Raw genomic sequence first — 24,643 nt, 5'->3', positions numbered from 1 at the left:
GATCCGGTCCAGTCGCATCATGATAACGTGCCACGTTATGAATGACCAGAAAAAAGCACAGCCCCATTTTCCGCAAAAACCGCGGAAATTCGCTTCGGGTGAAATGGCGCGTGAAAAACAAAGTCAAAAACAAAATCAAAACCCTGGGGGCAATCCCCCAGCCCCCTTTTTTCTTTCAATAATTCTTGGCCCTGGAGGTACCTGGCAGTTACGTTTTTCCGATAGATCAAGCTGGGACAAGGCCATGTGCAAGGTCGTGATCTGTTCCGAAACAAGACCAATTAGAAAGGTCATCACAGCCACCGTGAACAGAAGGACCGGCATGTTGGTCAAACGACCGCTGGTGGCATAGACATGAAGGTACCATCCCAAGGCGGTAAGAAAGAAAAAAAGGCTGACCGGAAGAAAGATGCGCATCGGAGAATACAAGGTGATCACCTTCATGATGATGATCAGGAAACGGGTGCCGTCACGAAAAAACTTGATCTTGCTGACCCCCGTGCGCCGACGGGCGCGGATGGGATGAAAGACGACACTCAATCCCGAACGCATGAAGGCCATGGTGATGGTTGTCGGGTAGGAAAACCCGTTGGGAAGAAGATAGAGGAAACGTTTGAAGGTGGCACCGTGAACCGCCCGAACCCCGGAGGTCAGATCGGGAATCGGTTGCCCCGTCATCACCGAGGCGAAACGATTGAGGGCAGTATTGCCCCAACGCCGCCTCCAGCCGGCATGGGTATCCAGGGCACGGGCCCCGACCGCCATGTCGTGGCCCTCCTTCAGGAAAGCCAGGAGTTCTCCCGCCATTTCGGCGCCGTGCTGCCCGTCGGCATCCATGAAAACCAGATACGCCCCGCGTGCCTGCCCGGCGCCGGTCTTGATGGCCGCGCCATTGCCCATGTTTCGCGGATGACGAATCACCCGCGCCCCGGCGGCCAAGGCTTCCTCCCGGGTACGATCGACGGAACCGTCATCGACCACCAGGATTTCCCACGCTGGATGCGCCGCCCGGAGCGCCGCGACAACCCCACCGATGGCCAAGGCCTCGTTACAGGCGGGTAACACCACCGTCACCTCGGGAGCGTCGATGGACCCGGTTCGATCGATTTCCCATCCGGCAAGAGCCAAATCGTGCATACACCCCCTCCCCGACCAGCGAACCCGGAAACGTGGGCACACCAGCCATTGCCGATCATGAACCGGCGCATTCGGTACCGCAAAAAAGATGCCCACCCCGGACCACCATCGACTGTCGTGGTACACGGGTCCCGCATTTTTCACAGGCAACCAGGGCATCATCGCCAGCGTCCCGTCCCGAGGATGCCGCCGTCGCCGCGCCTGACCTGGGCGACAACAGAAAATGCAACACCAGCCGGTATCCCAGATACAGCAACACGCCAAAAAGAACGATGCGTACCATGAACCCGATCCTCCCACCCCCGTTGATGGCAAGGCCGATCGATCATGACTAAAACGTCGTGCCGATGGTCTCTCTGGTCTTGCCCCCCCATCGGCGCACCGAACGACGACGAACCGAGCGACGGCATCTGTTTCAATCTGTTGTAAAGACGGTACAAATATTGCATTTCTGTGTTACGCGAACATCCATCCAGCGGTGATTCTTGAGAGAATCCCATGATTTTCCATGGATTGTCCAGGGGTTTACCACTTTTTGGCAGCGCTTTGGCGGCCATTGAAACGGCCTTGGGTTGGATCGAGGACATCACCATAGAAGGAAGAGGAAAAACGATTCGTGCGCCACGGGGGCCACATCGACGGCAGGTTTTTGGCGTTTGGGCGACGCAGGGGATGGCTTGCGCTGTTGCTTGCCCTGGTGGTGCTGTCATGTCTGCACGGGATGGCGATGGAAAGTGGCGCGACGGCGGATTCGGCGCCGGCGGAAATGGTTCGGCCCCCCTACCTTGAATGGGTGCAACAGACCCTCGACGTCGAGCAACGGCGCGTCCTGGAACTCCTGACCAACCCGGCGGAAGACGCCTTTGGCGCCTGGTATGAAGGAGAGGGACGCAAACATGTCGAACAATCGGTCCCAGGTCTGGCCCCGGTCCTCGAGGTCATGCACGCCCCGCTGAACCGTCTGCGCTATGCCCTGAACCAGATCGCCGCCACCCATGTCGATGTCGATCCGGAGCTTACGCCACTATTGGACCGGCTGGAAGTCGGGAACCTGGCCTGGGCAGCCCGGGTTCACAAGGCGATCGTCCAACGCCAATCGACCATCAACCTTGACGAACACCCCTTCGGACTGGGGACCGGACGGCTGATCGCCGGAGAGGTCGGTCGCCGGGCCGCCCGCGCCGACGTGGTCCTGGAAGAACTCCTTGGCATGCTGCAACCGGTCCATCAACAATTGTTCGAAACGGGACAGGCCATCGAATCGTCCCTGGCCCAGGAAGATGACGCCCGGGCCATGGACATCTATCGGGAACGGCTGGTCCCGTTGTTACGCCGGGAGCAAGGATTTCTCAACTGGTTCGCCACCCGGGTACGGGAACATCAGGAAGCCCAGATGGCCGCCCAACACCTGATGACGACCCATGTCGTGCCCAGCCTCCGGCAACTTCAGGGATTGCTCGCCCACGTCACCCAGGTCTCGGGCAACCTTATCCTGCGTCAGGAGCGGACGGTCGCGGTTGGCGGCATTGAACTGGATCCCTGGGATCACATCCTCGTCGCCACCCGATTCAGCCGTTTCTTTCCCGGCCTGCCCCCGCGCAACCAAAAGTTTCTCCCCCATCCCGACCGGGTCGTCATTCTCCGCGGCACCGGCCTTGCCAAAATCTGACCGGTCCCCTCGCCGCCCACCACTTTTTCCCGAGTCCTGCCGAACGGCATCGGTTATCCTCGACCCCGTTGGTCATGATCCGGAGAGAAAACATGTTGGATCCACGAAACCAGATCGATCGGCTTTTCGGTCCTGAAAGTCGCCTGGCGCAAAAAATCACAGGCTACGAACCGCGTCCCGCCCAGGAGGAAATGGCCTCCCTGGTCCTGGAAGCGGCGTCTCTGAAAAAACCCCTCCTGGTGGAGGCGGGAACCGGTACCGGCAAAACCCTCGCCTATCTGCTGCCGCTGTTGCACCTGGGCCGCAAGGTCATCGTCTCGACCGCCACCCGGGCGTTGCAGGACCAGATTGTGGGCAAGGACATCGAACTTGTCCGCCAACTTCTGTCACGCCCCTTCAAGGTGGCTGTTCTCAAGGGACGGGCCAATTATCTGTGTCACTTTCGCCACCAACAGATGCATCTGTCCGCGTTCAGCCTCCCCCCGGAAAAACGGTTCGCCCTGGGAGGCATCGACCGCTGGCTGAAACAGACCACCAGTGGCGATCGCGACGATTGCCACGAAGGACCACACGATCCCGATCTGTGGAATCAACTCCACGCCGACACCCTCGTCTGTCCCGGACGCAACTGCCTTTACGCCAAGGATTGTTTTCTGGCCCATGCCCGGCAGAAAGCGATGGAAGCGGAACTGGTCGTGGTCAATCATTTTCTGTTCTTTGCCGACCTGGCGGTCAAGGAAGGGGGCTTCGGCGAAATCCTTCCCAAGGCCGATGTCATCGTTTTCGATGAGGCCCATCGCATCCCCGACATCGTCACCCGCTTTTTCGGATGGGAAATCTCCAACGGCCAGATTCAGGAACTCCTGCGCGATCTGAACGAACAAACGACCGTGGCGGGGGTATCGGACGAGGAAATGAATACCGCCATCGAAACCCTGAAACAGGCGGCAATCGAGCTCAGGCGCGCCTTCCCGGAGGAAAACAGCCGCGGCGGTCTGCCCCCCGAGGCCATGAACCAGACCCCCGGACGGGCGATGGTTGCCCTGGAAGCGGCGCTGCATCGACTGATGGACGTTCTCGAACCCCTTCTCCCCCGGGCGACCAGTCTTGGCCCGTGCAGGCGACGCGCGGCGGAACTGCTTGAGATGTCGGGACGAATCCGGGTGCTGCAAGATCCGGGACGGGTCCAATGGTTCGAAACCCGGGGACATTTCGTTTCCATTTCCGCATCCCCCCTCGAAACGGGTCCCACCCTGCGCGAACTTTTGTTCCCCGCCGCCGACTGTCATGTCTTCACCTCGGCGACCCTCGCCACCGGCCCAGGCGCCGAAGGATTTCACTTCTTCGCCCGACAACTGGGCCTGGAAGCCGCGGAAATGATCGCCAAACGCCTCGATTCCCCGTTCGATCATGCCCATCGAACCCTTCTCTACGTCCCCAGAGAAATCCCCGAACCCACCCATGACCGCTTTCCCGCCACCGCCATCGAGGAAATTCTGCAACTGCTCGAACTTTCGGGGGGACGGGCCATGGTCCTTTTCACCTCGCAGCGCATGCTGGACCTCGTGTACGAGGGAATCCGCGGACGCACCCGTTTTCCCCTTCTGGTCCAGGGAACCCAGCCCAATGGGGTCCTGTTGCGCCGTTTCGTGGCGGATGTCGCCTCGGTCTTGTTGGGATTGGCCAGTTTCTGGGAAGGGGTCGATGTCCCCGGAGAATCGCTGTCCATGGTGGTGATCGACCGCCTCCCCTTCGCATCGCCGGGCGATCCCCTGATCGCCGCCAAAAGCCGCTGGCTTGAATCGCAGTCGGTCAACCCCTTCAAGGAACTCTACATCCCCAAGGCGATCCTGACCCTGAAACAGGGATTGGGCCGACTCCTCAGACGCCGCGGAGACCGGGGAGTTCTCACAGTCCTCGACCGGCGCATGGTTGACAAATGGTACGGTCGCCGCTTCCTCGACGGACTCCCGCCATCCCCTCTGACCCGCGACCGGGAGGCGGTCCGCCGTTTCTTCTCATGACAGCTGACACTCCTTCCCGCAGCCCGGATCTTCCCGATGCCTGAAAAACACGGCCATCCCGCCGGAGTTTATCGGCTCCTTTCCATACAAGAGTCGTTTATATTTAATTTTTTTGTTCTCCGGTTACAAATTGACCACACGGATCCATCATTGGTAGTATGGGAAGGTAACAAGGCAACCGGATAAAAATAAAAAACACCTTTTTTTCGGGAGCATGACGATGAGCGGAATCGTCGCAATCAGTGGCTTGACACGTTCGGTCATCTTCGACAAAAACCGTGTCAAGGAATGTGACAACGAAAAAAAATGTCCCGTCGTCACCGTCTCCCGAGATGTCGGGGCCGGGGGTGGGCACATTGCGGAACTCCTGGCCCAACAACTGGGAATTCCATGCTACGGCTATTCGATGGTGGACGACATCATCAAGGAGGCCAAGACCGACAAACACCTCATGGACCTGATGGATGAGCGCTATCCCAGCATCCTGGAACACTGGATCAGCGACCTGATCCTCAAGGGAAGTTTTTCCAAGGCGGAGTACCATCGCCGCCTGACGCAAACCGTCTATGCCATCGCCAGCACCGGTGGCGTCATCCTCGGTCGCGGCGCCCATCTGATCCTGGCCAACAGGCCCAATGTATTCCGGGTCCGCATCGAAGGCTCCCTGGAACCATGCGCCAAAAGGGTTTCCAAACGGGAAAACGTCACCATCGACGAGGCCAAACGGATCATCGCCGACAGGACCCGGGAACGCGCCGAATTCCTGAGAGATTTTTATAAACAGTTCCCGAACAATCTCAGATATTCCGACCTGGTCGTCAATACCGACAAGGTCTCCGATGAAAATGCCGTGGCAATCATCCTCTTCGCCATGGAAAAAATGGGCCACCACGTTCCCAGGCCGGTTGGCGGTGCCCAGTAAGGCTTTTCCGACGGGGATCCGATTCATGCGCGAACGCACCCTGGCCGTCGATGGTTCGGGTCCCGAAGGAGGCGTCGCCCTCCTGGAAGAGGACCGGATTGTCGAAGAGGTCCGATTTGCCGAAGGATCCGGTTTCGGGGTCACCCTCCCGACCGAGGTGGCCACCCTTCTCGAACGGCACGGATGCTCCTTCGCCGACTTAGGACTTCTCGCCGTCACCCTGGGTCCCGGCTCGTTTACCGGTTTGCGGATCGCCCTGGGTCTGGCCAAGGGGATCGCCCTGGTCCATTCTCTGCCCATCGCTGGCATCTCCACCCTGGAACTGGCCGCGACCGCGACCGGGTTGACGCACGGGTTGGTGCTGTCTTTGAAGGATGCCGGGGGTTCATTACTTTTTCATGCCCTGTATCGTCGTGATGGCGATCGACTCGATTGCGTCCTTCCCCCGGCCATGGGGTCGATCGAGGCCCTGGTCCCATCCTTGCTGGCGGCCACCTTTTTCGATGAACCAGTTTTCTGCTGCGGTCCCGGCCTCGATGGATGTCGCATCCCCCTTCAGGCCGCCCTGGGACCCCGTTTTCTGATGCCGGAGACCCCTTTTGTTCAGCCCGGTCCCGGACTCCTTGGTTGCCGTGGTCTGCACCACGCCTGCCCAACCCGCTACCCCGGTTCGCTTGAACTCGAACCCCTTTACCTCCGCCCGCCCCAGGCGGTCATGAATCACTAAGGAACCAACCGCATGATTTTCAGGTCCATGGTGGAAACGGATCTTGCGGCGGTGACCCGACTCGACCAGATCGCCAACCCGCGCCCTTGGACCGATTCCATGTTTCGCGAGGAATTGCGCCTGAACTCATTCAACCGGGTGGTGTTGAATGACCGAATGGAACTGCTGGCCTTCATGATCGCCCGCCGCTTTCACGATGAATGGCATCTTCTGGCCATCAAGGTGGACCCCGACGCCCGCGGCCAGGGCATCGCCCGGTCGTTGCTGTCCGAACTGGTCGAACATGCCCGCCAATCCAAGGCCCGGGCACTGATCCTCGAAGTGCGATCTTCCAACCACCCCGCAAGAAATCTTTATGCACGCCTTGGGTTTCAGGAAATTGGCATACGGAAGGGCTACTATCCCGATCTCGTTGGACCGGAGGATGCGGTGGTCATGGAACGACAAACAAGAACGTTGGACACATTCAACCCTTTTTGAAAATTTTCTTTTTGCGTACACTCCATCCCTGGTGGACGTGGAGGTGGCCCTGGAAGACATATCCCCTTTCGGTCCGGCACGCCGCCACATCTTAAAGGCCGGGTGACATCGATCGGACAGCGAACGATCCGATTTCCATGAAAATCAATGCCAATAAACCGTCAACCGAAGGAGTACTTCCATGCTTGTCAAGGATGTCATGACCCGCAACATTCGTACCGTCAAGAAGGATGATACCATCCGCGATGTGGCCAACATCATTTGCACCAACAGGATCAGCGGTCTGCCGGTGATCGATGAGGGAAATCATCTCCTCGGGGTCATCTCCGAAAAGGACATTCTCAACGCCCTGCTCCCCAGTTATTCCGAATTCCTCCACGATCCGATCCGCGCCCGCGATTTTGAAGGGATGGAAAAATCCTACCATGCGGTTTTGAACAAGACGGTCGGAGCGCTGATGACCTCGCGTGTTTTTTCCGCCTCCCCCGAGGACCCCATCATGAAGGCGGCGACCCAGATGGCCCTGCACAAAATCCGCCGCATCCCCGTGGTCGAAAAAGGGGACATTCTTGCCGGGATCATCAGCCTGGGCGACATTCACAAAGCCATTTTCCAGAAGGAACTGGGGATCGCGGACTCGTAAGCGATCATTTCCGCACACGGACGAACATGATGCCACTCAGGCAGAACGTCAAAATAACAATCTTGGGGATTGCATCCCCGAACCCCTTCCGGGAAATATACAAGTCAACATCAAAAGCCCTGGGGGCAATTCCCTGTCATTCCCGCGAAAGCGGGAACCCCTTTTTTCTTTGTCAATAGTTTGTTTTTTCGATACAAGATACCCCGAATCCTCCGCCCCGACAGGAGCGCATCATGAGTAAAATGGTCATTTTGGCAGGACCCGGTTGTGTAGGTAAACGGCCTCTGTTTGCCGCCTTCCGCCGGTTCTATCCCGAAACAGCAGCGCGATTCAGACGTTTGGTTCTTTTCAACGATCGCAGTCCCAATCCTGGGGAAGACGACGGCGTCGATTATCACTTTCGATCCCGCATGGAACTCGAGGCGATGCGCTTCAAGGACGGATATGTGGTCGCCGACGTCCGAGGTCATCTTCAGGCATTGGAAATCAAACAGATCCAGGAAATTCTCGACGCGGGTGACATTCCCTATTATGAAGGCAATCCCTTTGTCCCGGCCAAACTGTGGGATGAAGGGATTCTCAACCAATTTCCGCACATTCCCATTTTTCTGTCGCCCCTGTCACGGGAAGAAATCCTGTTTCTGCGCGCTTCCGAGCGTCGGGTCGATTTGAACGGATTCGTTCGGGAAGTGCAACGGCGAAAACTGCTGCGACGGACCGCGAGCCGCAAGAAATATTTGTCCCTCAAGGACCTGGAAGACATCGAGCACGGCACCGTCAGCGCCTACCTGGAACTGCGGGAAGCCTGGAAATTCCGACATATTCTCGTCTCCTACGATTCGGGCGACGGCGACAACTGGGATGCCTTCCACTATCCCCTGGGCAGTGCCCGCAAAAACCTTCTCTCGTTTGCGGCACTGGTCGCCGGAAATGAATCGATCGAGGAAGATGGTCCATGGCCCCATGATTTACTGCCATGATTCCAGGAAACCCAGGCGATGGCCATTGAAATCGAACGTCGTTTTCTGGTAACCGGGGATGAATGGCGCGACGGAGCCACTTCGATCCGGGTCATTCAAGGATTCCTCTCCACCGACAAGGACCGGGTGGTCCGCGTCCGTATCGCGGGTGAACGGGGAACCTTGACCATCAAGGGACGCACCAGGGACAACCGCAAGCATGAATTTGAATATGCCATCCCCCATGACGACGCGCTGGACATGCTGGGTCGTCTTTGTTTCAGACCATTGATTGAAAAACAGCGATTTACTCTTGTCCACGAAGGGATGCTCTGGGTTGTGGATGAATTCGCCGGAGAAAATCAAGGTCTGGTCCTTGCCGAAATCGAATTGAATGCCATCGACCAGGTTTTTCCCTTTCCGCCCTGGCTTGGCGCGGAAATTTCAAGCGACCCGCGTTATTTCAACGCCAACCTCACAATTCACCCCTTTTGCCGCTGGGAAAGGAAATAAACCATGGCGGTCTATGCGATCGGTGATGTCCATGGGTGTCTGGCCTCGCTGCGGCAATTGCTTGAGGTCCTGTCGTTCTCGCCCGGGCAGGACCGGCTGCTGGGCCCCGATAATTTCTATTGTAATCCATGCAATTAAAGGTAGAACAATCCATGTCTGTAAATCAGATATTCACGATCGGATATGAAGGAGCAAACCAGGAAGATTTTATTTTCACCTTAAAGGCAAAACACATTGCCTGCCTTATCGATGTTCGCGAGGTACCGATTTCAAGGCGAAAAGGATTTTCCAAAAAAGTGCTCACCGATTCGCTTCTTGAACATGGTATCCGGTACGTGCATTTGCGTGGACTCGGAGACCCAAAAGAGGGCAGGGAAGCGGCTCGCACAGGCAAAATGGACCTGTTCAGGGAAATTTTCCTGCATCACATGGCATCCACGGTAGCGCTCCATGACTTGAATAGGGCAGCAGCCCTCGCATCTGACGCTACAAGTTGCCTGCTCTGCTATGAAAGAGATCCAAGGTCTTGTCATCGCTCCGTTGTTGCTGCTAAATTAAAGGAAGGATGGAACTTGGTTGTGAAGAATATCGGAGTTGAAAATCGTAATGCCAATGGAAAACATTCAGAAATCCGGAACCGAACGGGTTTTGATCCTTGCCAAAGCACTGCCGCATTTGGGCAAACGTCACAGTGAACTTGTGTGTTGCGCCGGTGTCACAGAGGAAAAAATCTGGCGCAGGCAGTATCCAGTCCGGTTCCGTTTCATGCAGGATGAGAAAAAATTTAAACGTTGGCAATGGGTTTCATATGAGTGGCAAGTTCCACGAAAGGACAATAGGGCTGAGAGCCGGCGTATCAACGAGGAAACTGTTCGTCCAGAAAAAGAAATGAAACCACAACATCGGGCATCCTTTTTACAACCGCTCCTGTTGGCCACGACCAGTGAAGCGGAAGAAAGGCAACAATCCTTGGCATTGATTCGTCCAGAAAATCCAGTATTTTCGTGGACAAAGAAAACACAGGAACAGATTAAATCTGAACAGACTGCTTACGAAAGCGCAGTCAGACAATTTGAGCTTGATCTGTCTGGTTTCACGGAGGAAAAAAAGGCATTAGAGCCCTGCCCCTATGAGTTTTATTACCAGTACACTACCCGTGGTCGGTCACATGACCACCAATGTTTGGATTGGGAGACGTCGGCAACTTTTTATAATTGGAGAAGAAATTATGGGGAAGAAAAAGCACTCACGAATCTTAAGCGAACATTTGGGGAAGAATACCCAGAAAAAGGAATGGCCTTTGTAATGGGGACCCACTCCCACTATCCAAAAACATGGCTCCTGATCGGTGTATTAAGATTAGATCAGAATGAGCAACGCAGTTTGTTTTAGGGCGTGTTGACATTCAGCGGAGTTGTGGATGAATTCGCCGGAGAAAATCAGGGTCTGGTCCTTGCCGAAATCGAATTGAATGCCACCGACCAGGTTTTTCCCTTTCCGCCCTGGCTTGGCGCGGAAATTTCAAGCGACCCGCGTTATTTCAACGCCAACCTCACAATTCACCCCTTTTGCCGCTGGGAAAGGAAATAAACCATGGCGGTCTATGCGATCGGTGATGTCCATGGGTGTCTGGCCTCGCTGCGGCAATTGCTTGAGGTCCTGTCGTTCTCGCCCGGGCAGGACCGGCTGCTGTTTGTCGGCGATCTGGTCAACCGTGGACCGGAATCGTTGGAATGTCTGCGCTTTGTGCATGGCCTGGGCGCATCGGCCCAGGTCGTGATGGGCAACCATGAGGTCAATATTTTAAAGCTGTTCGCATCAAAGGGATCCACCTGGATGGAACCCTGGCAAAAAACGTTTCGTGGAGCGCCGGACTGTGAACTTCTGCTCGATTGGATGGCTCGTTTTCCGTTGATCATTCATGACAGCGATACAGGATGTCATGTGGTTCACGCAGGTTTGTCCCCTTTATGGTCGTTGTCCGAGGCAATGGTCCATGCCGATCGGGTGACCCGGATGATGGACCAACTGGAACGGCGCATTGATTTTTTCGCCCCATTGACGCGACATCCGCCAATCAAGTCATGCGGCAGAGAGGAATGGCACAAGAACCGGGATACCTTATCGATCTTCACGCGCATCCGCCTGACGGCCCGGGATGGCCGACCGGTTTGGCCGGAAGAGGCGCGCAAAGCTGGCATGATCGACCCCTATGCCCCGCCACCTGATGGTTTTTCCATTCAACCCTGGTATCGGGTCCGTTATTGGGAAGCGGGAGAAACGGTGGTCTATGGTCATTGGGCTGCCATCGGTCTTGCGCTGCATGACCATTCGAAAGGATTGGATTCCGGTTGTGTCTATGGCGGCCATCTGACGGCCATCCGCCTGGACGATCCCGCTTTTCCAATCACAGGGATTCCATGTCCCTGTTACGCCCGTTGCGATTCAACCGAAGGATAAGGCCTCTGGCAAAATGGACACACATTTTTTTCAGAAGTGACGCCGTTGAATGGATCATCGATCGATTTCGCGGTGATCATAAAAAATTGTCCCCGGTTCGGTAGCACTCGGAAAAAGCGGATTGAAGATTCCGCCATGCCGTGTTGTGCAGCACCTTGAGCCAACAATCCACATTCTCCCAAGGACACCATGGACGCTCCTTCGCAGTTCCCGTCTCCTCAAAGGCTCTTTCTGATCGACGGCAATGGGTACATCCACCGTGCCTTCCACGGCATTCGCAATCTGGCCCGCCGCGACGGATTTCCCACCAACGCCATTTTCGGCTTCCACCAGATGCTCGCCAAGGTGCTGGAGGACCATCGGCCCGACTATCTTGCCGTCGCCTTCGACGCCAAAGGTCCCACTTTTCGCCATGAACTGTCCCCCAGCTACAAGGCCAACCGACACTCGATGCCCGAGGACCTGGCCTGCCAGATCGAACCGATTCACGAAATGGTCGCCGCCTGCAACATTCCATCCTTCACCCTCCCGGGGTTCGAGGCGGACGATCTTCTGGGAACCCTGGCCCGGAAAGGAGAAGCGGCGGGGTTGGAGGTGGTGATTGTCTCGGGCGACAAGGACCTGATGCAATTGATTTCGCCACAAACAAAAATTTTCGATACCGCCAAGGATCGCTGGATCGGTCCCAGGGAGGTCGAGGAACTCTGGGGGGTTCCGGTTTCCCTGCTGACCCAGGCGATGGCCCTGGTTGGCGACACCTCCGACAACATCGAAGGAATCCCCAAGATCGGCATCAAGACCGCGGCCCAGCTGTTGCAAACCTTCGGCAGTCTCGATGCCCTGTTCGCCCGGGTCATGGAAATTCCCCAAAAACAGCGCCGTGAAAATCTGATTGCCGGACAACATTTGGCGCGGCAGGCCCTGGACCTTGTGACCATCAAGGTCGATGTCCCCCTGGAGGTCGATCTTTCCACCCTTCGCCGCCGACCGGTGGACCGGGAACGGTTGCTGGCGTTTCATACCCGAATGGAATTCACCTCCCTGGCGCGAAAACTGAAGACGTCCTTTCCCGATTCCGCCACCACTCCATCCACCCCCGTGCCGGGCGCCGCCGACACCGTCCCAATCCCACCGGAGCCGCCCCCGTCCTCCCTCGATTATCAGCTGATCATGTCCATGGATGACTTTGAAACATTCGTCCGTCACCTGGAACGACAATCCGAGTTTTCGATGGATACCGAAACCACCAGCACCGATCCGGTACAGGCGGAACTGGTTGGGCTTTCGTTTTCCTGGGGCGATGGACGGGGCTGGTATCTTCCGGTAGGTCACCGTCCCGAAGCGGCCCCCGCCGGCCAGTTGGACCGTGACCGGATCCTCGAACGCCTCAAACCCCTGTTCGAGGATCCAGGCACGATCAAGATCGGCCAGAACATCAAGTATGAATACGTCCTGCTGAAAAAATACGGCATCCACCTTCGCGGTTTCTTCAAGGATGCCATGATTTTTTCCCACCTGCTCCATGGTTCCAACCGGCGCCACAATCTGGACACCATCGCCCTCGAAGAATTGGGACGTACCACGATCACCTTCAAGGAAGTTGCGGGAACGGGGCGAAACCAGGTCACCTTCGACCAGGTGTCGCTCGACAAGGCAGGTCCTTATGCCTGCGAGGATGCCGAGGTCGCCTGGGAAGCGGCGCGGAAAATGGAAGGGCCATTGCGGCAATGGGAGGAGGTCTGGCATCTCTACGCCGCGGTCGAGGAACCATTGATCCCGGTCCTGGGCGATATGGAACACCGGGGCGTTTTGATCGATGTCAACGTCCTGGAAAAAATGGGAACGGACCTGGGACAACGTTGTGCCGCCCTGTCCGAAGAAATTCAACGACAGGCAGGCCAACGGTTCAATGTCAATTCCACGCAACAGTTGGGAGAGATTTTATTCAACAGAATGGGACTGAAAGGGGGAAAAAAAACAAAGACCGGCTTTTCGACCGACGTGACGGTATTGACCAAACTGGCCGAACAGGGACATCCCCTGGCGGACAAGGTCCTGGAATACCGTTCACTGACCAAGCTGCAATCGACCTATACCGACAATCTCCGGCAACTGGTCCATCCGGTCACGGGACGGCTGCATACCAGCTTCAACCAGGCGGTCACCCTGACGGGACGGTTGTCCTCCTCGGAACCCAATCTGCAAAACATTCCGATTCGTTCCGCCGATGGCCGCGCCATCCGCCAGGCATTCATCGCCCCACCCGGCTTTTGCCTCCTTTCCGCCGATTATTCCCAGGTGGAGTTGCGTCTTCTGGCCCATCTGGCCGAGGTCCCCCGCCTCAGAGAGGCATTCGCCGCCGATCAGGACATTCACAGCGCCACCGCCCGGGAATTGTTCAATGCCGATGGTCCCGTCGAACGGCGCATGGCCAAGACGATCAATTTTGGTTTGATCTATGGCATGAGTCCCTACGGCCTGGCCAAACGGCTGGAGATTTCCAATTTCGAAGCGGCCCGTTACATGGAAGTTTATTTCAAACGTTACCAGGGGGTGCGCGAATTCATGGAACGTTCGATCGACGCGGCCCGTCGTCTGGGCCATGTCACAACCCTGGGAGGACGACGTTGCCTGATTCGCGACATCAATCATCCCAACCGCAATCTGCGCGAGGTGGCGGAGCGGACCGCCATCAATGCCCCGATCCAGGGTTCCGCCGCCGATCTGATCAAATTGGCCATGATCAAGTTGCATCATCGTCTTGCAAATGAAGGATTGCAAAGCCGGATGATTCTTCAGGTTCACGACGAACTGGTGCTTGAAACGCCACTGCCCGAACTGGAACAGGTCCGGGACGTGGTTCGATCTTCGATGGAATCGGCCATGCAACTTTCGGTACCGCTCAAGGTGGAGATCGGCTCCGGTCGCAACTGGGGGGAAGCCCACTGAAGGTAACGGCCCAGGTATCCCCTCCCCGGTTCTGGATTATTGAAAGAAAAAAGGGGGCTTAAGGGATTGTCCCCAAGGTTTTGTTTTTGACTTTTTTTTCACGCGCCATTTCACCCGAAGCAAAGCGATTTTTGCGAAGAAGGGCAAACGCACTGCATGAAAACTTGCAATGCGTCCCGATCTTTTCGCAAAAACCGCGAAAAGATCGGGACCAAGGCGCGCGCCTACGCAAGACTCCCGCAAAAATCATGCGGGAATCTTGCTTCGGGTGAAAGGGCGCGTGGAAAAACAAAATCAAAAACAAAGTCAAAACCCTGGGGGCAATCCCTTAAGCCCCCTTTTTTCTTTCAATAATCCTTGGCCCTGGGGGGAGGGGATATCTGGGCCGTTCCTTGTCCCCGCTCAATCCTTGAACATTCCCGCCAGCCGGTCGGCACTTTCCAGATTGAGGTATTCCGGTTTTCCAGTCAGGATACCCACAATGTTGCGAAAAGGTTTGCCGATGTGCATTCCCTTGTTGTCGATGGTGAATTCGCGGATTTCCTTTTCATGCATCGAACCACGCATTTTAAGAACGGTCACGCCACGACGCATTTCGCCGAGCATTTCAACATAGCGCAGCAGGATGATGGTATCGGTGATGGAAGAAAAATGCGATTCGGTGACCGATGGACCCCCCATGAGGGTGGCGGTGGTGGCGGTAAACAAACCGGGGATTTCCCGGTGTTTGACGAAAGAGGCAAGGGAAATCATGAACTCCCTGAAGCCACGATTGCTGCCGATTCGTTCCAGAGCCGAAACACTGTCCACCGCGACACGATCAGGTTTGAATTGATCGATTTCCCTCTTGATGGCGATCAGATGATCTTCAAGTCCCGCACTTTCGGGATAGGCACAAACGACCCGAAGTTGATTGCTGCGTTCCAGAACCTCAAAGTCGTAACCCCAGCCACTGGCATTGCGCAACAACTGTTCACGACTTTCTTCATAGGCGAACAGAAGACACTTTTCCCCTTTGTTGGCAACACCGCCGATGAATTCCGCCGTCATCAAGGTTTTGCCGCAGCCGGTGGCCCCCGAGACCAGAATCAGGGAGTCACGGAACAAACCTCCACCACACATCCGGTCCATTTCCGGGTTACCCGAGGAAACCCGCATCTCGGAAGAGCGCTGTTTGAGTTCGATGGCCGACAGCGGGATGATGATGATCCCCTGATCGGGGAGGACGGTGAAGGGGTACTCCCCTTTCTGATGGGTGGTGCCGCGGAATTTAAGAATCTCGATGGTGCGGCGCCGTTTCTCCCCCTCCAGGACATTACGCAGGATGATGACGTTGTCCGCGACGAACTCCTCGACGCCGAAACGGGCGATTTCGCCGAATTCCTGGGTCCGTTCCGAGGTCATCACGGCGGTCACCCCCATCGCCTTGAGCGCGGCACTGAGCCTGCGAAGTTCCGACCGGACCAGGGAAGAGTTGTTGAACAGGGTGAACACCGCCCCCAGGGAATCGATGGAAATCCTCTGGGCGTCGATGGAACGAACCGCATGTTCGATCCGGACCAGAAGCGCCCCCAGATCGAATTCTCCCGCCTCGATGGTTTCCTGCTCCGGTTGCAGCGAGGCGTCCACGAAGCGCCACAGGTTTTGTTCCTCCCATTCCTGGATCGGCCAGTTCATGGAAAGAAGGTTTTTCCGGATTTCGGCAGGATGTTCCTCGAAGGTGACAAATACCCCCGGTTCATGTTCCTTGCGGATCCCCTCGGCGAGAAACTGGGCGGCGAAGACGGTCTTGGCGCTTCCGGCGGTTCCGGTGATCAGCGTCGTTCGCCCTTTGGGCAGCCCTCCTTGAGAGATCAGATCGAAACCTTCGATCCCGGTACTCAATTTTTCAACGGGAATTCTGGAATTTTCCGTAACCATCAGTGTCTATCCCTTGGCATGCGAATGGCGGTCAGCGCACTTCGACCGGAAGCAGATCCAGTCCCAGCAGGACCCGGTCGGTGTCGGAAAGGTCGCCGATGATGCGACGCAGCGGCGGGGGCAACGCCTTGATCAGGGTTGGCGTGGCCAGAATCTTTTCGTCTTCCGCCAGTTGCGGTTGTTCCAGGATGTCGATGACCCGCGTTTCATAGCGGCCCGCGAGATCGTGTTCGCAGATACGGCGCAGATTCTTGATGGCCCGTTCCGACCGGGGGGTGTGACCGGTGATGTAGAGCTTGAGAAGATATTTTTCGTGGACGCTCATGATCGGTTTTCCTTGCATCCGGACCCGATGGCCGGTGAAAGATCCCGGGTGGGACCATGGTTGCTCACCCTTCCCCTCCAAGGGCGTAGGGGCGGTAGAAGGCGACCAGGCGGCCCATCAGTTCGAATGCCAGATAGCGGCATTCCTCGTGCATCGCCTCGTTGCGGAGCTGGTTTTCCGGATTTTCCCGCAGTTCCATCGTCGCCATGTAGACATCCACCACGTCGCGCGGACCGCAGCGCAGGAACCCCATCTCCGCGGCGATCTCCTTGAGTTCGTCGGAAATGTTGTAATGAATCTTGTGGGTCCGCATCTGCAATTGTTTTTCCACCAGAGTGCCCAATCGCAACACCATGCGTGAAAAAATCTCGGGATAGCCCCTTTTCAGTTCGACGATCCCCAGCATTTGCGAGGTGATCCGGCTGATGTTGCGTTCCGAAAGACGCTCCAGAGACCCCTGTTCCCGTTGCCGCCGATCCTCTTCCCGAACCCGCTCCAGGGCCTGATTCAGGGCGTGACGCTCCAGGGCGTGACGGACGGAGCGGAACAGCAGATTGCCGTCAAGGGTATTCTTGACCAGATAGTCCTGGGCGCCGGAGCGTACCGCCTGGATCGCCAGCGATTCGTCGTCCAGGCCCGACAGGACGATCACCGGATGATTGCAGGCGGGGCCGCAGATTCGTTCGAAAGTCTCCAATCCGACCGAATCGGGCAGATTGAGATCGACCAACAGGATGTCGAACGGGTCCATCGCCAACGCCTGGAGGGCCATGGACAGATTATCGACCCGGGTCAGGGTAAGATGGAAGGGAGCCATGGGGGAAGAACGATGGTCAAGATCGTTCAACCATTCTTCAAGAAGCCCGGCAAAGCCGACATCGTCTTCAACCAGCAGCCCGCGGACAGGTGACACTCCATTCGACAGGGGCACCTTGGTGGTCGATATTCTGCCCGAATGGGGCGATTCAGGAAACATGATGGTTCTGGGGGGGAAGTTTGACGACCGAAAACCAAAAGTTTTCCACCGATTTGACGACGGCGAAAAACTGGTTGATATCGACCGGTTTGGTGATGTAGCAATTGGCATGGAGGCGGTAGGTGCGCAAGATGTCCTCATCCGCCTGCGAGGTGGTCAGGATGACGACGGGGATCGCCTTGAGTTCGGGATCGGCCTTGATTTCTTCGAGAACCTCCCGGCCATCCTTGCGCGGCAGGTTGAGATCCAACAGAACCACGTCGGGACGTTTGGCATGGGCATACCGCCCCTGTTGCCGCAGATAGGCCATCGCTTCCTCGCCGTCCTCGACCACGTTGAGGCAATTGAGCATCTTGCTGTCGGCAAGGGCCTCGCGGGTCAGTTCGACATCTCCCGGACTGTCCTCGACCAGAAGGATTTCGATGAATTTAACCTCTTCGGGATTCATGAGACGTTCCAGATCGTGGCGATGGATTTTCACATTTTGCACGGAGTGAATCAAGGCTACAGCATTACCATCCCAAAGTCCAGACGATGAAGAAAATCGTTGAGGAAAAAGGAAACCGTGGGACGCAATCCTGGTCACCGCTCACATCCCGTCCCTGAGACATGCAGTCATCCATTTGGAAAACCAGCAAGTCGCTCCAAACCGATAAGCCAATCATTGAAATGTTGGCACTTTTGGCGGAGTGTTGGAAGTCCGATCTTTTCTGCTACCACGGGGCCGGCGCCAACCTTGTCGTACTCCGGGATCTGCGCAAGAATTCGTTGTGATGGAGCTGTAGTCAGCCCGCCATTGATCAGTTCAGGATTCTTGCTCCCCACATCTTTAATCAGTTTATTGATCGGGCCGTTGTGTTCCATATATTCCCAATCCAAACACTTGGGATTGGCCAGAATCAAAGCCTCGAATTCATGCAGTTGGATATAAGGAATAAATCTAGAACAATTAATATCCTTCGCCAGATCCGCCTCCAGTGCGGATACTCGTTTATAGGGCTCCATTCCATCAGACTGCCCATACCCCGGAAAATCGTTGGGTAGGCGGCAAAGATCAAACATGGTCGTGAAACGACATTCTTGGGCTGAGTCCTCTTTCATCCAATTCTGGATGTCGTTCCGAGCCTTTGTATAGGTCGTCATCCCTCCACGATACTCCTTGCTGGCACGATGATCCTTGCTGGTCAAAACACAGCGGGCATCGACAAAAACATTGAAACAGGCCAAATGCGGCATGAGTACGCGCTTGACGAAAGCCTGTTCCGTTTGCCCCTCGGCGGTCATGTGCAGGCGAATCATGGCTGACCTCCCAGAACATTTTTCTCCCACAATTCGGAAAGACTGTAGCGGTCAAGCCACTCTTTGAGCAATTCGGAATCAAGTTTCTTGAATATCGAACACCGCTTTTCGTCATCTCTTTCGACGATCACCAGATTCTCCGGAGAGAATTCATCCACCAAACGGGCGGACTGTGTTGCCAGCAGTATCTGGGTCTTTTGCGCGGCAGCGCGAACCATCCCAGCCAATGCGGCAATGGCAGCCGGATGCAGCCCCAATTCAGGTTCATCCAGGACTATAAACCTGGGTAAAAGTCCCGGCGGCTGAAGCAACAACGTCGCCATGGCCATAAACCGCAAAGATCCATCGGATATCTGGCCAGGGTCAAAAAGATACTCATGGCTGGAACGGTCTTTCCAGTTCAATCGAACATAGTCCTTGGCACCAGGAACAGGGTCCAGGTCGAAATCGCCGAACTGTGGCATCACCCTCTGGATATGCCGGACAATCCGCTCATAGTATTTCTTATAATCGGCATGGTCTTTCAGCATCTTCAAAAATGCCGCCAGGTTTCCCGCATCGCTGCGAAGATATCTGGCATCATCGACATAGCCTCGATCTTTGATCTTGGCCGTGTCTGAAGTGTCGTGAAACTGATAGGCACGAATGCCGGACAACAGTTGGTAAAGAACTTTGCTGGTCATTCTGTCATCGTTGCGTAATTGCGATTCCGAACTTCCCGCATCAAGATAGTATTCCTGCGGATACGGCATCGGGGGACTTTTTTTGTGGTACGTAATCTTCTCGCCGCTGATGAATAACCGATCCGGCATCCCGTGCGACAATTTCACTTCATAGGTATCATTGGCGGAATCCAATTCAAAACCGAGTTTGAATGAAACGGATTCCGTTTGCTTTGGCCCATGGAACAGGAGACGGCTGGCCCCCTGTTTGCCGACATACTGCTGAAGCGCTCCGGTCGTCATGAAGTTCAGCATCTTGAAAAAAGAAACCAGATTGCTTTTACCGGAACCGTTGGCACCAAGCAGTACCGTCACATCACCAAGCGGAATGATTTGACCGTCCTCCCCATCGATCGATTTGTATCCCTTAAGGTGGATTTCGCGCAGTTTCATGGTTTCAGTCCTGTTTGGAATAAGGGACATATGTTTACTCGGGGGAAACCCGGATGAATTGCCCGAATCGCGGAAAAATAACGGGAAAACAAATTACAATTTATCTTGATGAACAAAACTTTCCGGGGCTTCGCCCCGAACCCCACCAAGGGCTTCGCCCCTGGACCCCACCAGGGGCTTCGCCCCTGGACCCACAATAATCATCATGCCACTGAAAAAACCCTTCGCAAATCAAGGGTCGTCACCAGCTCCCGAGTCACCGTCCGGGGATCATCGCGCAATACTGGCTGTCCACTCCCCTCCGGAACAAAACGCCCTCCGGCGGGCGGAATCGCCGCGGGTTGCCACGTACCCATGGAATGGCCATGATCCCAGAAACGACTGAACCGCCGTGATTCCGCCTCCAGGCCGTTGATGGGAAAGGTGTCGTAACTGCGCCCTCCAGGATGGGCGACATGATAGGTACAACCACCGATCGAACGCTGGTTCCACAGATCGATGACATCGAACACCAGAGGAGAATGGACCGGCATCAGGGGATGCAGCCCCGATGGCGGTTGCCACGCCTTGAATCGAACCCCGGCGACAAACTCCCCACCCACCCCCGTCGAACGTAATGGCAAACGATACCCGTTGCAGGTCACCGCATGCCGCTCGGAAATCAATCCGGAAACCCGGACCTGCAACCGCTCCACCGCGGAATCGACAAAACGCGCCGTCCCCGTGCTGGTGGTCTCCTCGCCAAGGACATGCCAGGGTTCGAGTCCCTGCCGGATCTCCAAAACGATCCCCCCTGCCGTGACCTCGCCAAGCACCGGAAAACGAAAGGTGAAAAAGGGGAGCAGCCAATCGAAATCGAACGGAAAACCAGCCCGTTGGACTTCGTCAACCACCTGCCGCATGTCCGACTCGACAAAAAATGGCAGCATGAATTGATCATGAAGGGCCGTGCCCCAGCGAATCACCGGTCGGCGATAGGGTTGACGCCAGAACCAGGCGATGAAGATGCGCAACAGCAACGCCTGGACCAGACTCATATGTGGATGCGGCGGCATCTCGAACGCACGCAGTTCCAACAGCCCCTGGCGCCCGGAGGGACTGTCGGGAGAATAAAGTTTATCGATGCAAAATTCGGCCCGATGCGTGTTGCCGGTCAGATCGACCAGAATATGCCGCAACAGCCGATCGGCCAACCATGGTTGGGTCACCGGTCCCTCGGGAATCTGCCCGAGCGCGATTTCCAGTTCGTGCAGGCTGTCGTTGCGCGCCTCATCCACCCGCGGCGCCTGACTGGTCGGACCGATGAACAGGCCGGAAAACAAATAGGACAGGGCCGGATGGTGTTGCCACCAGGTGATGAGGCTTGCCAGAAGATCGGGCCGTGACAACAGTGGACTTTCCGCCGCCGTCGGGCCACCGACGGTGATATGGTTGCCGCCGCCGGTCCCCGTATGCCGGCCATCGACAAGAAATTTCTCGGTTCCAAGCCGCGCCAGCCGCGCCTCTTCATACAAACCAACCGTCTTTTCCCTGAGAGACGCCCAGGAACGCGACGGATGAATGTTGACCTCGATCACTCCCGGATCGGGAGTGACGAAAAAACGATGCAGCCGGACATCCTCCGGAGGAGCATACCCTTCCAGAACAGGATCGATTCCAGTCACCGCGGCGGTTGCCTCGATGGCGGCGATCAACTCCAGAAAACCTTCGAGACGCGCCATGGGCGGGAGAAACAGATGCAACCGTCCTTCCCGAACCTCTACCCCAAGGGCCGTCCGGACAAACCCCAGCAACCACGGCTTCGCGACAAATCCCTCCGGCAAAGGGTTTAGCGGGGCAAACGGACAGGAGTCCAGATCAGGCTCATACGGCAGATCGGGGGCCGATTCCAGGGATCCCAGAGGAAGACGCAATCCCAAAGGTGAATCTCCAGGAACCAGATACAAAGCCTTGCGACGAAAACGCCACGGACCACTGACCCAATGGCCCGTCGCCGCATCGTGATCCAGAGGAAGAACATAACCCGCCGGTGCCCCGGGATCACGATCCAACAACCGCGACAATCGCCGCCGTTCCAGCGGATCCTTCAGATTCGACTTCAGCGGATCGACATCCACGGGAAGGTTTCCTTCCTGCCACAAATGGTAAAAGGGATCCTCATACGCCGGTTGGATGAATCGTTCGATCCCTCCCAGGTTCCCCGCCACAATCTTCAGGAAATGAAATCCACGGTCGGTATCCATCCCCGGGGTCCCCGCCATCGGCAGCAGAGGACGTTGCCACAAGGGAATCCCGTCGGCGCGGAAAAAACAACCATAACGCCATCGAGGCAACTCCTCTCCCGGATACCATTTTCCCTGGCCGAAATGGAGCACCCCCCCCGGAGCGAACCGGTTGCGCAACCGTTGTAAAAGGTCCTGGGCCCGATCCCTCTTGTGAGCGCCGTCCGCGGCGATGGTCCACTCCGCCCCATCCATGTCGTCGATGGAGACGAAGGTCGGTTCACCACCCATGGACAGGGCAATTCCCTCTTCCTTGAGTATCGTATCAACCTTGAGCCCGAGCGCGTCGATGGCACGCCATTGATTTTCGGTGTAGGGTTTGGTGGTACGGGGCGTCTCGGCGATGCGGCGCACCGAATTTTTGAACCGGAATTGAACCTTGCACGGATCGGTCAGACCGCTCACCGGCGCGGCGCTCTCAAAGTGCGGCGTGCAGGCCAGGGGAATGTGCCCCTCCCCGGCGAACAACCCCGAGGTCGGATCCAATCCCACCCATCCCGCTCCGGGGACAAAAACCTCGCACCAGGCATGCAGATCGGTAAAATCCTTTTCCGGCCCCGAGGGGCCATCCAGGGATTTTTCATCCGCCGTCAACTGGATCAGATACCCCGAAACAAAACGGGCCGCCAATCCCAGACGTCGCATGATCTGCACCAAAAGCCAGGCGCTGTCACGACACGATCCCGTCTTTTTCTTCAACGTATCCTCGACCTTCTGCACCCCCGCCTCCAGGCGGATGGTATATCCGATCTCCCGCCACAACCGACGATTGACCTTCACCAGAAAATCGATGGTCGTCCCCTCCTCCTTCTTCCATTCGAACCCCGCCACCCATTCCTCCAGAAGCGGCCCCGAATCATCGAGGACCAGATAGGGGGCCAATTCCCGCAGCAACCCCTCTTCATAAGCGAACGGAACCTCCCGGGCATACTCTTCGAGAAAAAAATCGAACGGATTGATGGTCACCATGCGAACGATCAATTCCACATCGATCACCAGTTCCCGGCACCGTTCCGGGAACACCAGACGGGCGATGTGATTGCCGAACGGATCCTGGTGCCAATTGATGAAATGTTCCTTCGGCTGAATGGACAGGGAAAAGGATTCGATCGGGGTACGGCAATGCGGCGCCGGTCGCAAACGAAATACGTGCGGCGACAGGGCGATCAGGCGATCGTAACGATAATGGGTATGGTGATGTACGGCAACGCGAAGGCTCATGAGGCATCTCCCGATCGTTCAGCGGCATTGCGGGTGGCTGTTTCCCAGGTAAACTCGGGCAACCGCTGAAACAACCGTTTCAGGCCGTTGTTCCAACTCTTGCGCAGCGCCCCCAGATAGGGGGTATTCGTTTCGAACCGGGTATGGATCCCCCCGTCGATCCGGTCACGGCGATAGATCAGAAGATCCAGCGGCGGCCCCACCGAAAGATTGGAACGCATCGCCGAATCCATCGAAACCAGGGCACAGCGGGCAGCATTTTCCAGCGACAGGGTGGGCACGATGATCCGGTCGAGAATCGGTTTGCCATACTTTGTCTCGCCAATCTGAAGAAACGGTCCGTAGGGGGGCGGTGTGATGGGATTGCCCTCGGGATAGATGAGAAACATTTGTGGCGGCTGCCCGGCAATCTGACCTCCGAGAATGAAGGTAGCATCGAATCGGGCCTCGGCGTGGGCCTTGCTGCTGTATTGTTCCTGAATGGCAATGCTGGTGCGTCCCACATGGTGCGCCGCCTCCTCCAGGTTGCCGACATTGGCCAGAGAGGGGGCGTTGTCCTCGGCAAGTTGGATCTCCCGTTGCAACCGGCTGATCACCGCCTGCGTGGTCGCCAGATTGCCCGAGGACAAAAGCGCCATGTGCCGCTTCCCCTCCCAGGTGAAGGAATGGGTCTTGGCATAACAGGCAATATGATCGACTCCGGCATTGGTACGGGAATCCGAAGCCAGGACGATTCCTTCGTCCAACAAGATGCCGACACAGTACGTCATGGAAATTTTCCTTTTTTTATCCTTGTTGACAGCGACAACAGATCCGACCCTGACCAGAATGGGATCGCAAGGGCGATCCCAAACCTGGAAAACCGGGCAAAACGCCCCTCCCGATGGCAAAATCCAAGACAACGCCTTGATATTTTCAGGTCTCGCGCCTTTTTCGCGGGAACCTGTCCCGAAAAGGCAAAACTCTTGCAAGCATTCCAGGGTCTTGGAAAAAATAAATCATTGAAAGCAAAAAGGGGCTCC

The 24,643-nt window shown here is 56.3% G+C and carries 22 protein-coding genes; 12 read left to right on the top strand and 10 right to left on the bottom strand.

The features are described from left to right. Positions 1-135 precede the first annotated feature (135 nt). Positions 136-1,137 (bottom strand): glycosyltransferase family 2 protein, encoded by a 1,002-nt coding sequence (locus HQL76_05590; protein MBF0108628.1) that lies wholly within the window; start codon positions 1,135-1,137, stop codon positions 136-138. Between the two features lie 55 nt (positions 1,138-1,192). Then, a complete protein-coding gene (locus HQL76_05585) occupies positions 1,193-1,420 on the bottom strand; it encodes a hypothetical protein (GenBank protein ID MBF0108627.1) in 228 nt (75 codons plus the stop codon). Between the two features lie 333 nt (positions 1,421-1,753). Between HQL76_05585 and HQL76_05580 the strand changes: the two genes are divergently transcribed. The 12 genes from HQL76_05580 to polA all read left to right on the top strand — a co-directional run bounded on the left by HQL76_05580 (position 1,754) and on the right by polA (position 14,483). Then, the gene (locus HQL76_05580) at positions 1,754-2,806 is read left to right on the top strand and encodes a hypothetical protein (GenBank protein ID MBF0108626.1); all 1,053 of its coding nucleotides are present in this window, start codon (positions 1,754-1,756) and stop codon (positions 2,804-2,806) included. A gap of 92 nt (positions 2,807-2,898) precedes the next feature. Beyond that, a complete protein-coding gene (locus HQL76_05575) occupies positions 2,899-4,830 on the top strand; it encodes an ATP-dependent DNA helicase (protein ID MBF0108625.1) in 1,932 nt (643 codons plus the stop codon). 220 nt (positions 4,831-5,050) lie between these two features. Continuing rightward, the gene (locus HQL76_05570) at positions 5,051-5,752 is read left to right on the top strand and encodes a cytidylate kinase-like family protein (GenBank protein ID MBF0108624.1); all 702 of its coding nucleotides are present in this window, start codon (positions 5,051-5,053) and stop codon (positions 5,750-5,752) included. A gap of 25 nt (positions 5,753-5,777) precedes the next feature. Beyond that, complete coding sequence (tsaB, locus tag HQL76_05565; GenBank protein ID MBF0108623.1) at positions 5,778-6,479, top strand: tRNA (adenosine(37)-N6)-threonylcarbamoyltransferase complex dimerization subunit type 1 TsaB; 702 nt, start codon at positions 5,778-5,780, stop codon at positions 6,477-6,479. Positions 6,480-6,491: 12 nt separating this feature from the next. After that, the gene (gene rimI, locus HQL76_05560; protein ID MBF0108622.1) at positions 6,492-6,959 is read left to right on the top strand and encodes a ribosomal protein S18-alanine N-acetyltransferase; all 468 of its coding nucleotides are present in this window, start codon (positions 6,492-6,494) and stop codon (positions 6,957-6,959) included. A gap of 181 nt (positions 6,960-7,140) precedes the next feature. Further along, entirely contained in the window at positions 7,141-7,602 is a 462-nt protein-coding gene (locus HQL76_05555) for a CBS domain-containing protein (protein ID MBF0108621.1), read from the top strand. Positions 7,603-7,835: 233 nt separating this feature from the next. Next, positions 7,836-8,582, top strand: coding sequence for a hypothetical protein (locus HQL76_05550; protein ID MBF0108620.1), 747 nt, complete (start codon positions 7,836-7,838; stop codon positions 8,580-8,582). Between the two features lie 18 nt (positions 8,583-8,600). Then, on the top strand, positions 8,601-9,074 hold the full coding sequence (locus HQL76_05545; protein ID MBF0108619.1) for a CYTH domain-containing protein: 474 nt from the start codon (positions 8,601-8,603) through the stop codon (positions 9,072-9,074). 152 nt (positions 9,075-9,226) lie between these two features. Beyond that, positions 9,227-9,769 carry a DUF488 domain-containing protein gene (locus HQL76_05540; GenBank protein ID MBF0108618.1) on the top strand — a complete coding sequence of 181 codons (543 nt, stop codon included), beginning with the start codon at positions 9,227-9,229 and terminating at the stop codon, positions 9,767-9,769. Next, on the top strand, positions 9,687-10,466 hold the full coding sequence (locus tag HQL76_05535; protein MBF0108617.1) for a hypothetical protein: 780 nt from the start codon (positions 9,687-9,689) through the stop codon (positions 10,464-10,466). Before HQL76_05540 ends, HQL76_05535 begins: the two co-directional genes overlap by 83 nt. Before the next feature lie 201 nt (positions 10,467-10,667). Further along, positions 10,668-11,534 (top strand): symmetrical bis(5'-nucleosyl)-tetraphosphatase, encoded by an 867-nt coding sequence (locus HQL76_05530; GenBank protein MBF0108616.1) that lies wholly within the window; start codon positions 10,668-10,670, stop codon positions 11,532-11,534. 189 nt (positions 11,535-11,723) lie between these two features. After that, positions 11,724-14,483 carry a DNA polymerase I gene (polA, locus tag HQL76_05525; GenBank protein ID MBF0108615.1) on the top strand — a complete coding sequence of 920 codons (2,760 nt, stop codon included), beginning with the start codon at positions 11,724-11,726 and terminating at the stop codon, positions 14,481-14,483. Between the two features lie 402 nt (positions 14,484-14,885). Here polA and kaiC read toward each other — a convergent pair whose 3' ends face one another. The 8 genes from kaiC to HQL76_05485 form a co-directional block, all read right to left on the bottom strand. Further along, the gene (gene kaiC / locus HQL76_05520) at positions 14,886-16,403 is read right to left on the bottom strand and encodes a circadian clock protein KaiC (protein MBF0108614.1); all 1,518 of its coding nucleotides are present in this window, start codon (positions 16,401-16,403) and stop codon (positions 14,886-14,888) included. Between the two features lie 31 nt (positions 16,404-16,434). Beyond that, positions 16,435-16,728, bottom strand: a complete 294-nt coding sequence (gene kaiB, locus HQL76_05515) for a circadian clock protein KaiB (protein MBF0108613.1) — start codon at positions 16,726-16,728, stop codon at positions 16,435-16,437. Positions 16,729-16,792: 64 nt separating this feature from the next. Further along, positions 16,793-17,704 (bottom strand): response regulator, encoded by a 912-nt coding sequence (locus tag HQL76_05510; protein ID MBF0108612.1) that lies wholly within the window; start codon positions 17,702-17,704, stop codon positions 16,793-16,795. Next, positions 17,694-18,152 carry a response regulator gene (locus HQL76_05505; GenBank protein MBF0108611.1) on the bottom strand — a complete coding sequence of 153 codons (459 nt, stop codon included), beginning with the start codon at positions 18,150-18,152 and terminating at the stop codon, positions 17,694-17,696. The genes HQL76_05510 and HQL76_05505 overlap by 11 nt, the downstream gene beginning before the upstream one ends. A gap of 167 nt (positions 18,153-18,319) precedes the next feature. Further along, the gene (locus HQL76_05500; protein ID MBF0108610.1) at positions 18,320-19,003 is read right to left on the bottom strand and encodes a DUF4276 family protein; all 684 of its coding nucleotides are present in this window, start codon (positions 19,001-19,003) and stop codon (positions 18,320-18,322) included. Beyond that, a complete protein-coding gene (locus HQL76_05495) occupies positions 19,000-20,118 on the bottom strand; it encodes an AAA family ATPase (protein MBF0108609.1) in 1,119 nt (372 codons plus the stop codon). Before HQL76_05495 ends, HQL76_05500 begins: the two co-directional genes overlap by 4 nt. Positions 20,119-20,321: 203 nt before the next feature. Next, a complete protein-coding gene (locus HQL76_05490) occupies positions 20,322-23,621 on the bottom strand; it encodes a transglutaminase family protein (GenBank protein ID MBF0108608.1) in 3,300 nt (1,099 codons plus the stop codon). Further along, positions 23,618-24,391 (bottom strand): peptidase, encoded by a 774-nt coding sequence (locus tag HQL76_05485; protein ID MBF0108607.1) that lies wholly within the window; start codon positions 24,389-24,391, stop codon positions 23,618-23,620. The genes HQL76_05490 and HQL76_05485 overlap by 4 nt, the downstream gene beginning before the upstream one ends. Between the last annotated feature and the right edge of the window lie 252 nt (positions 24,392-24,643).

The sequence above is a fragment of the Magnetococcales bacterium genome, assembly GCA_015228815.1.
GTDB lineage: Bacteria > Pseudomonadota > Magnetococcia > Magnetococcales > UBA8363 > UBA8363.
The sequence above is the reverse complement of the archived record's forward strand: the minus strand, read 5'-3'. Positions and strand labels throughout refer to the sequence as shown.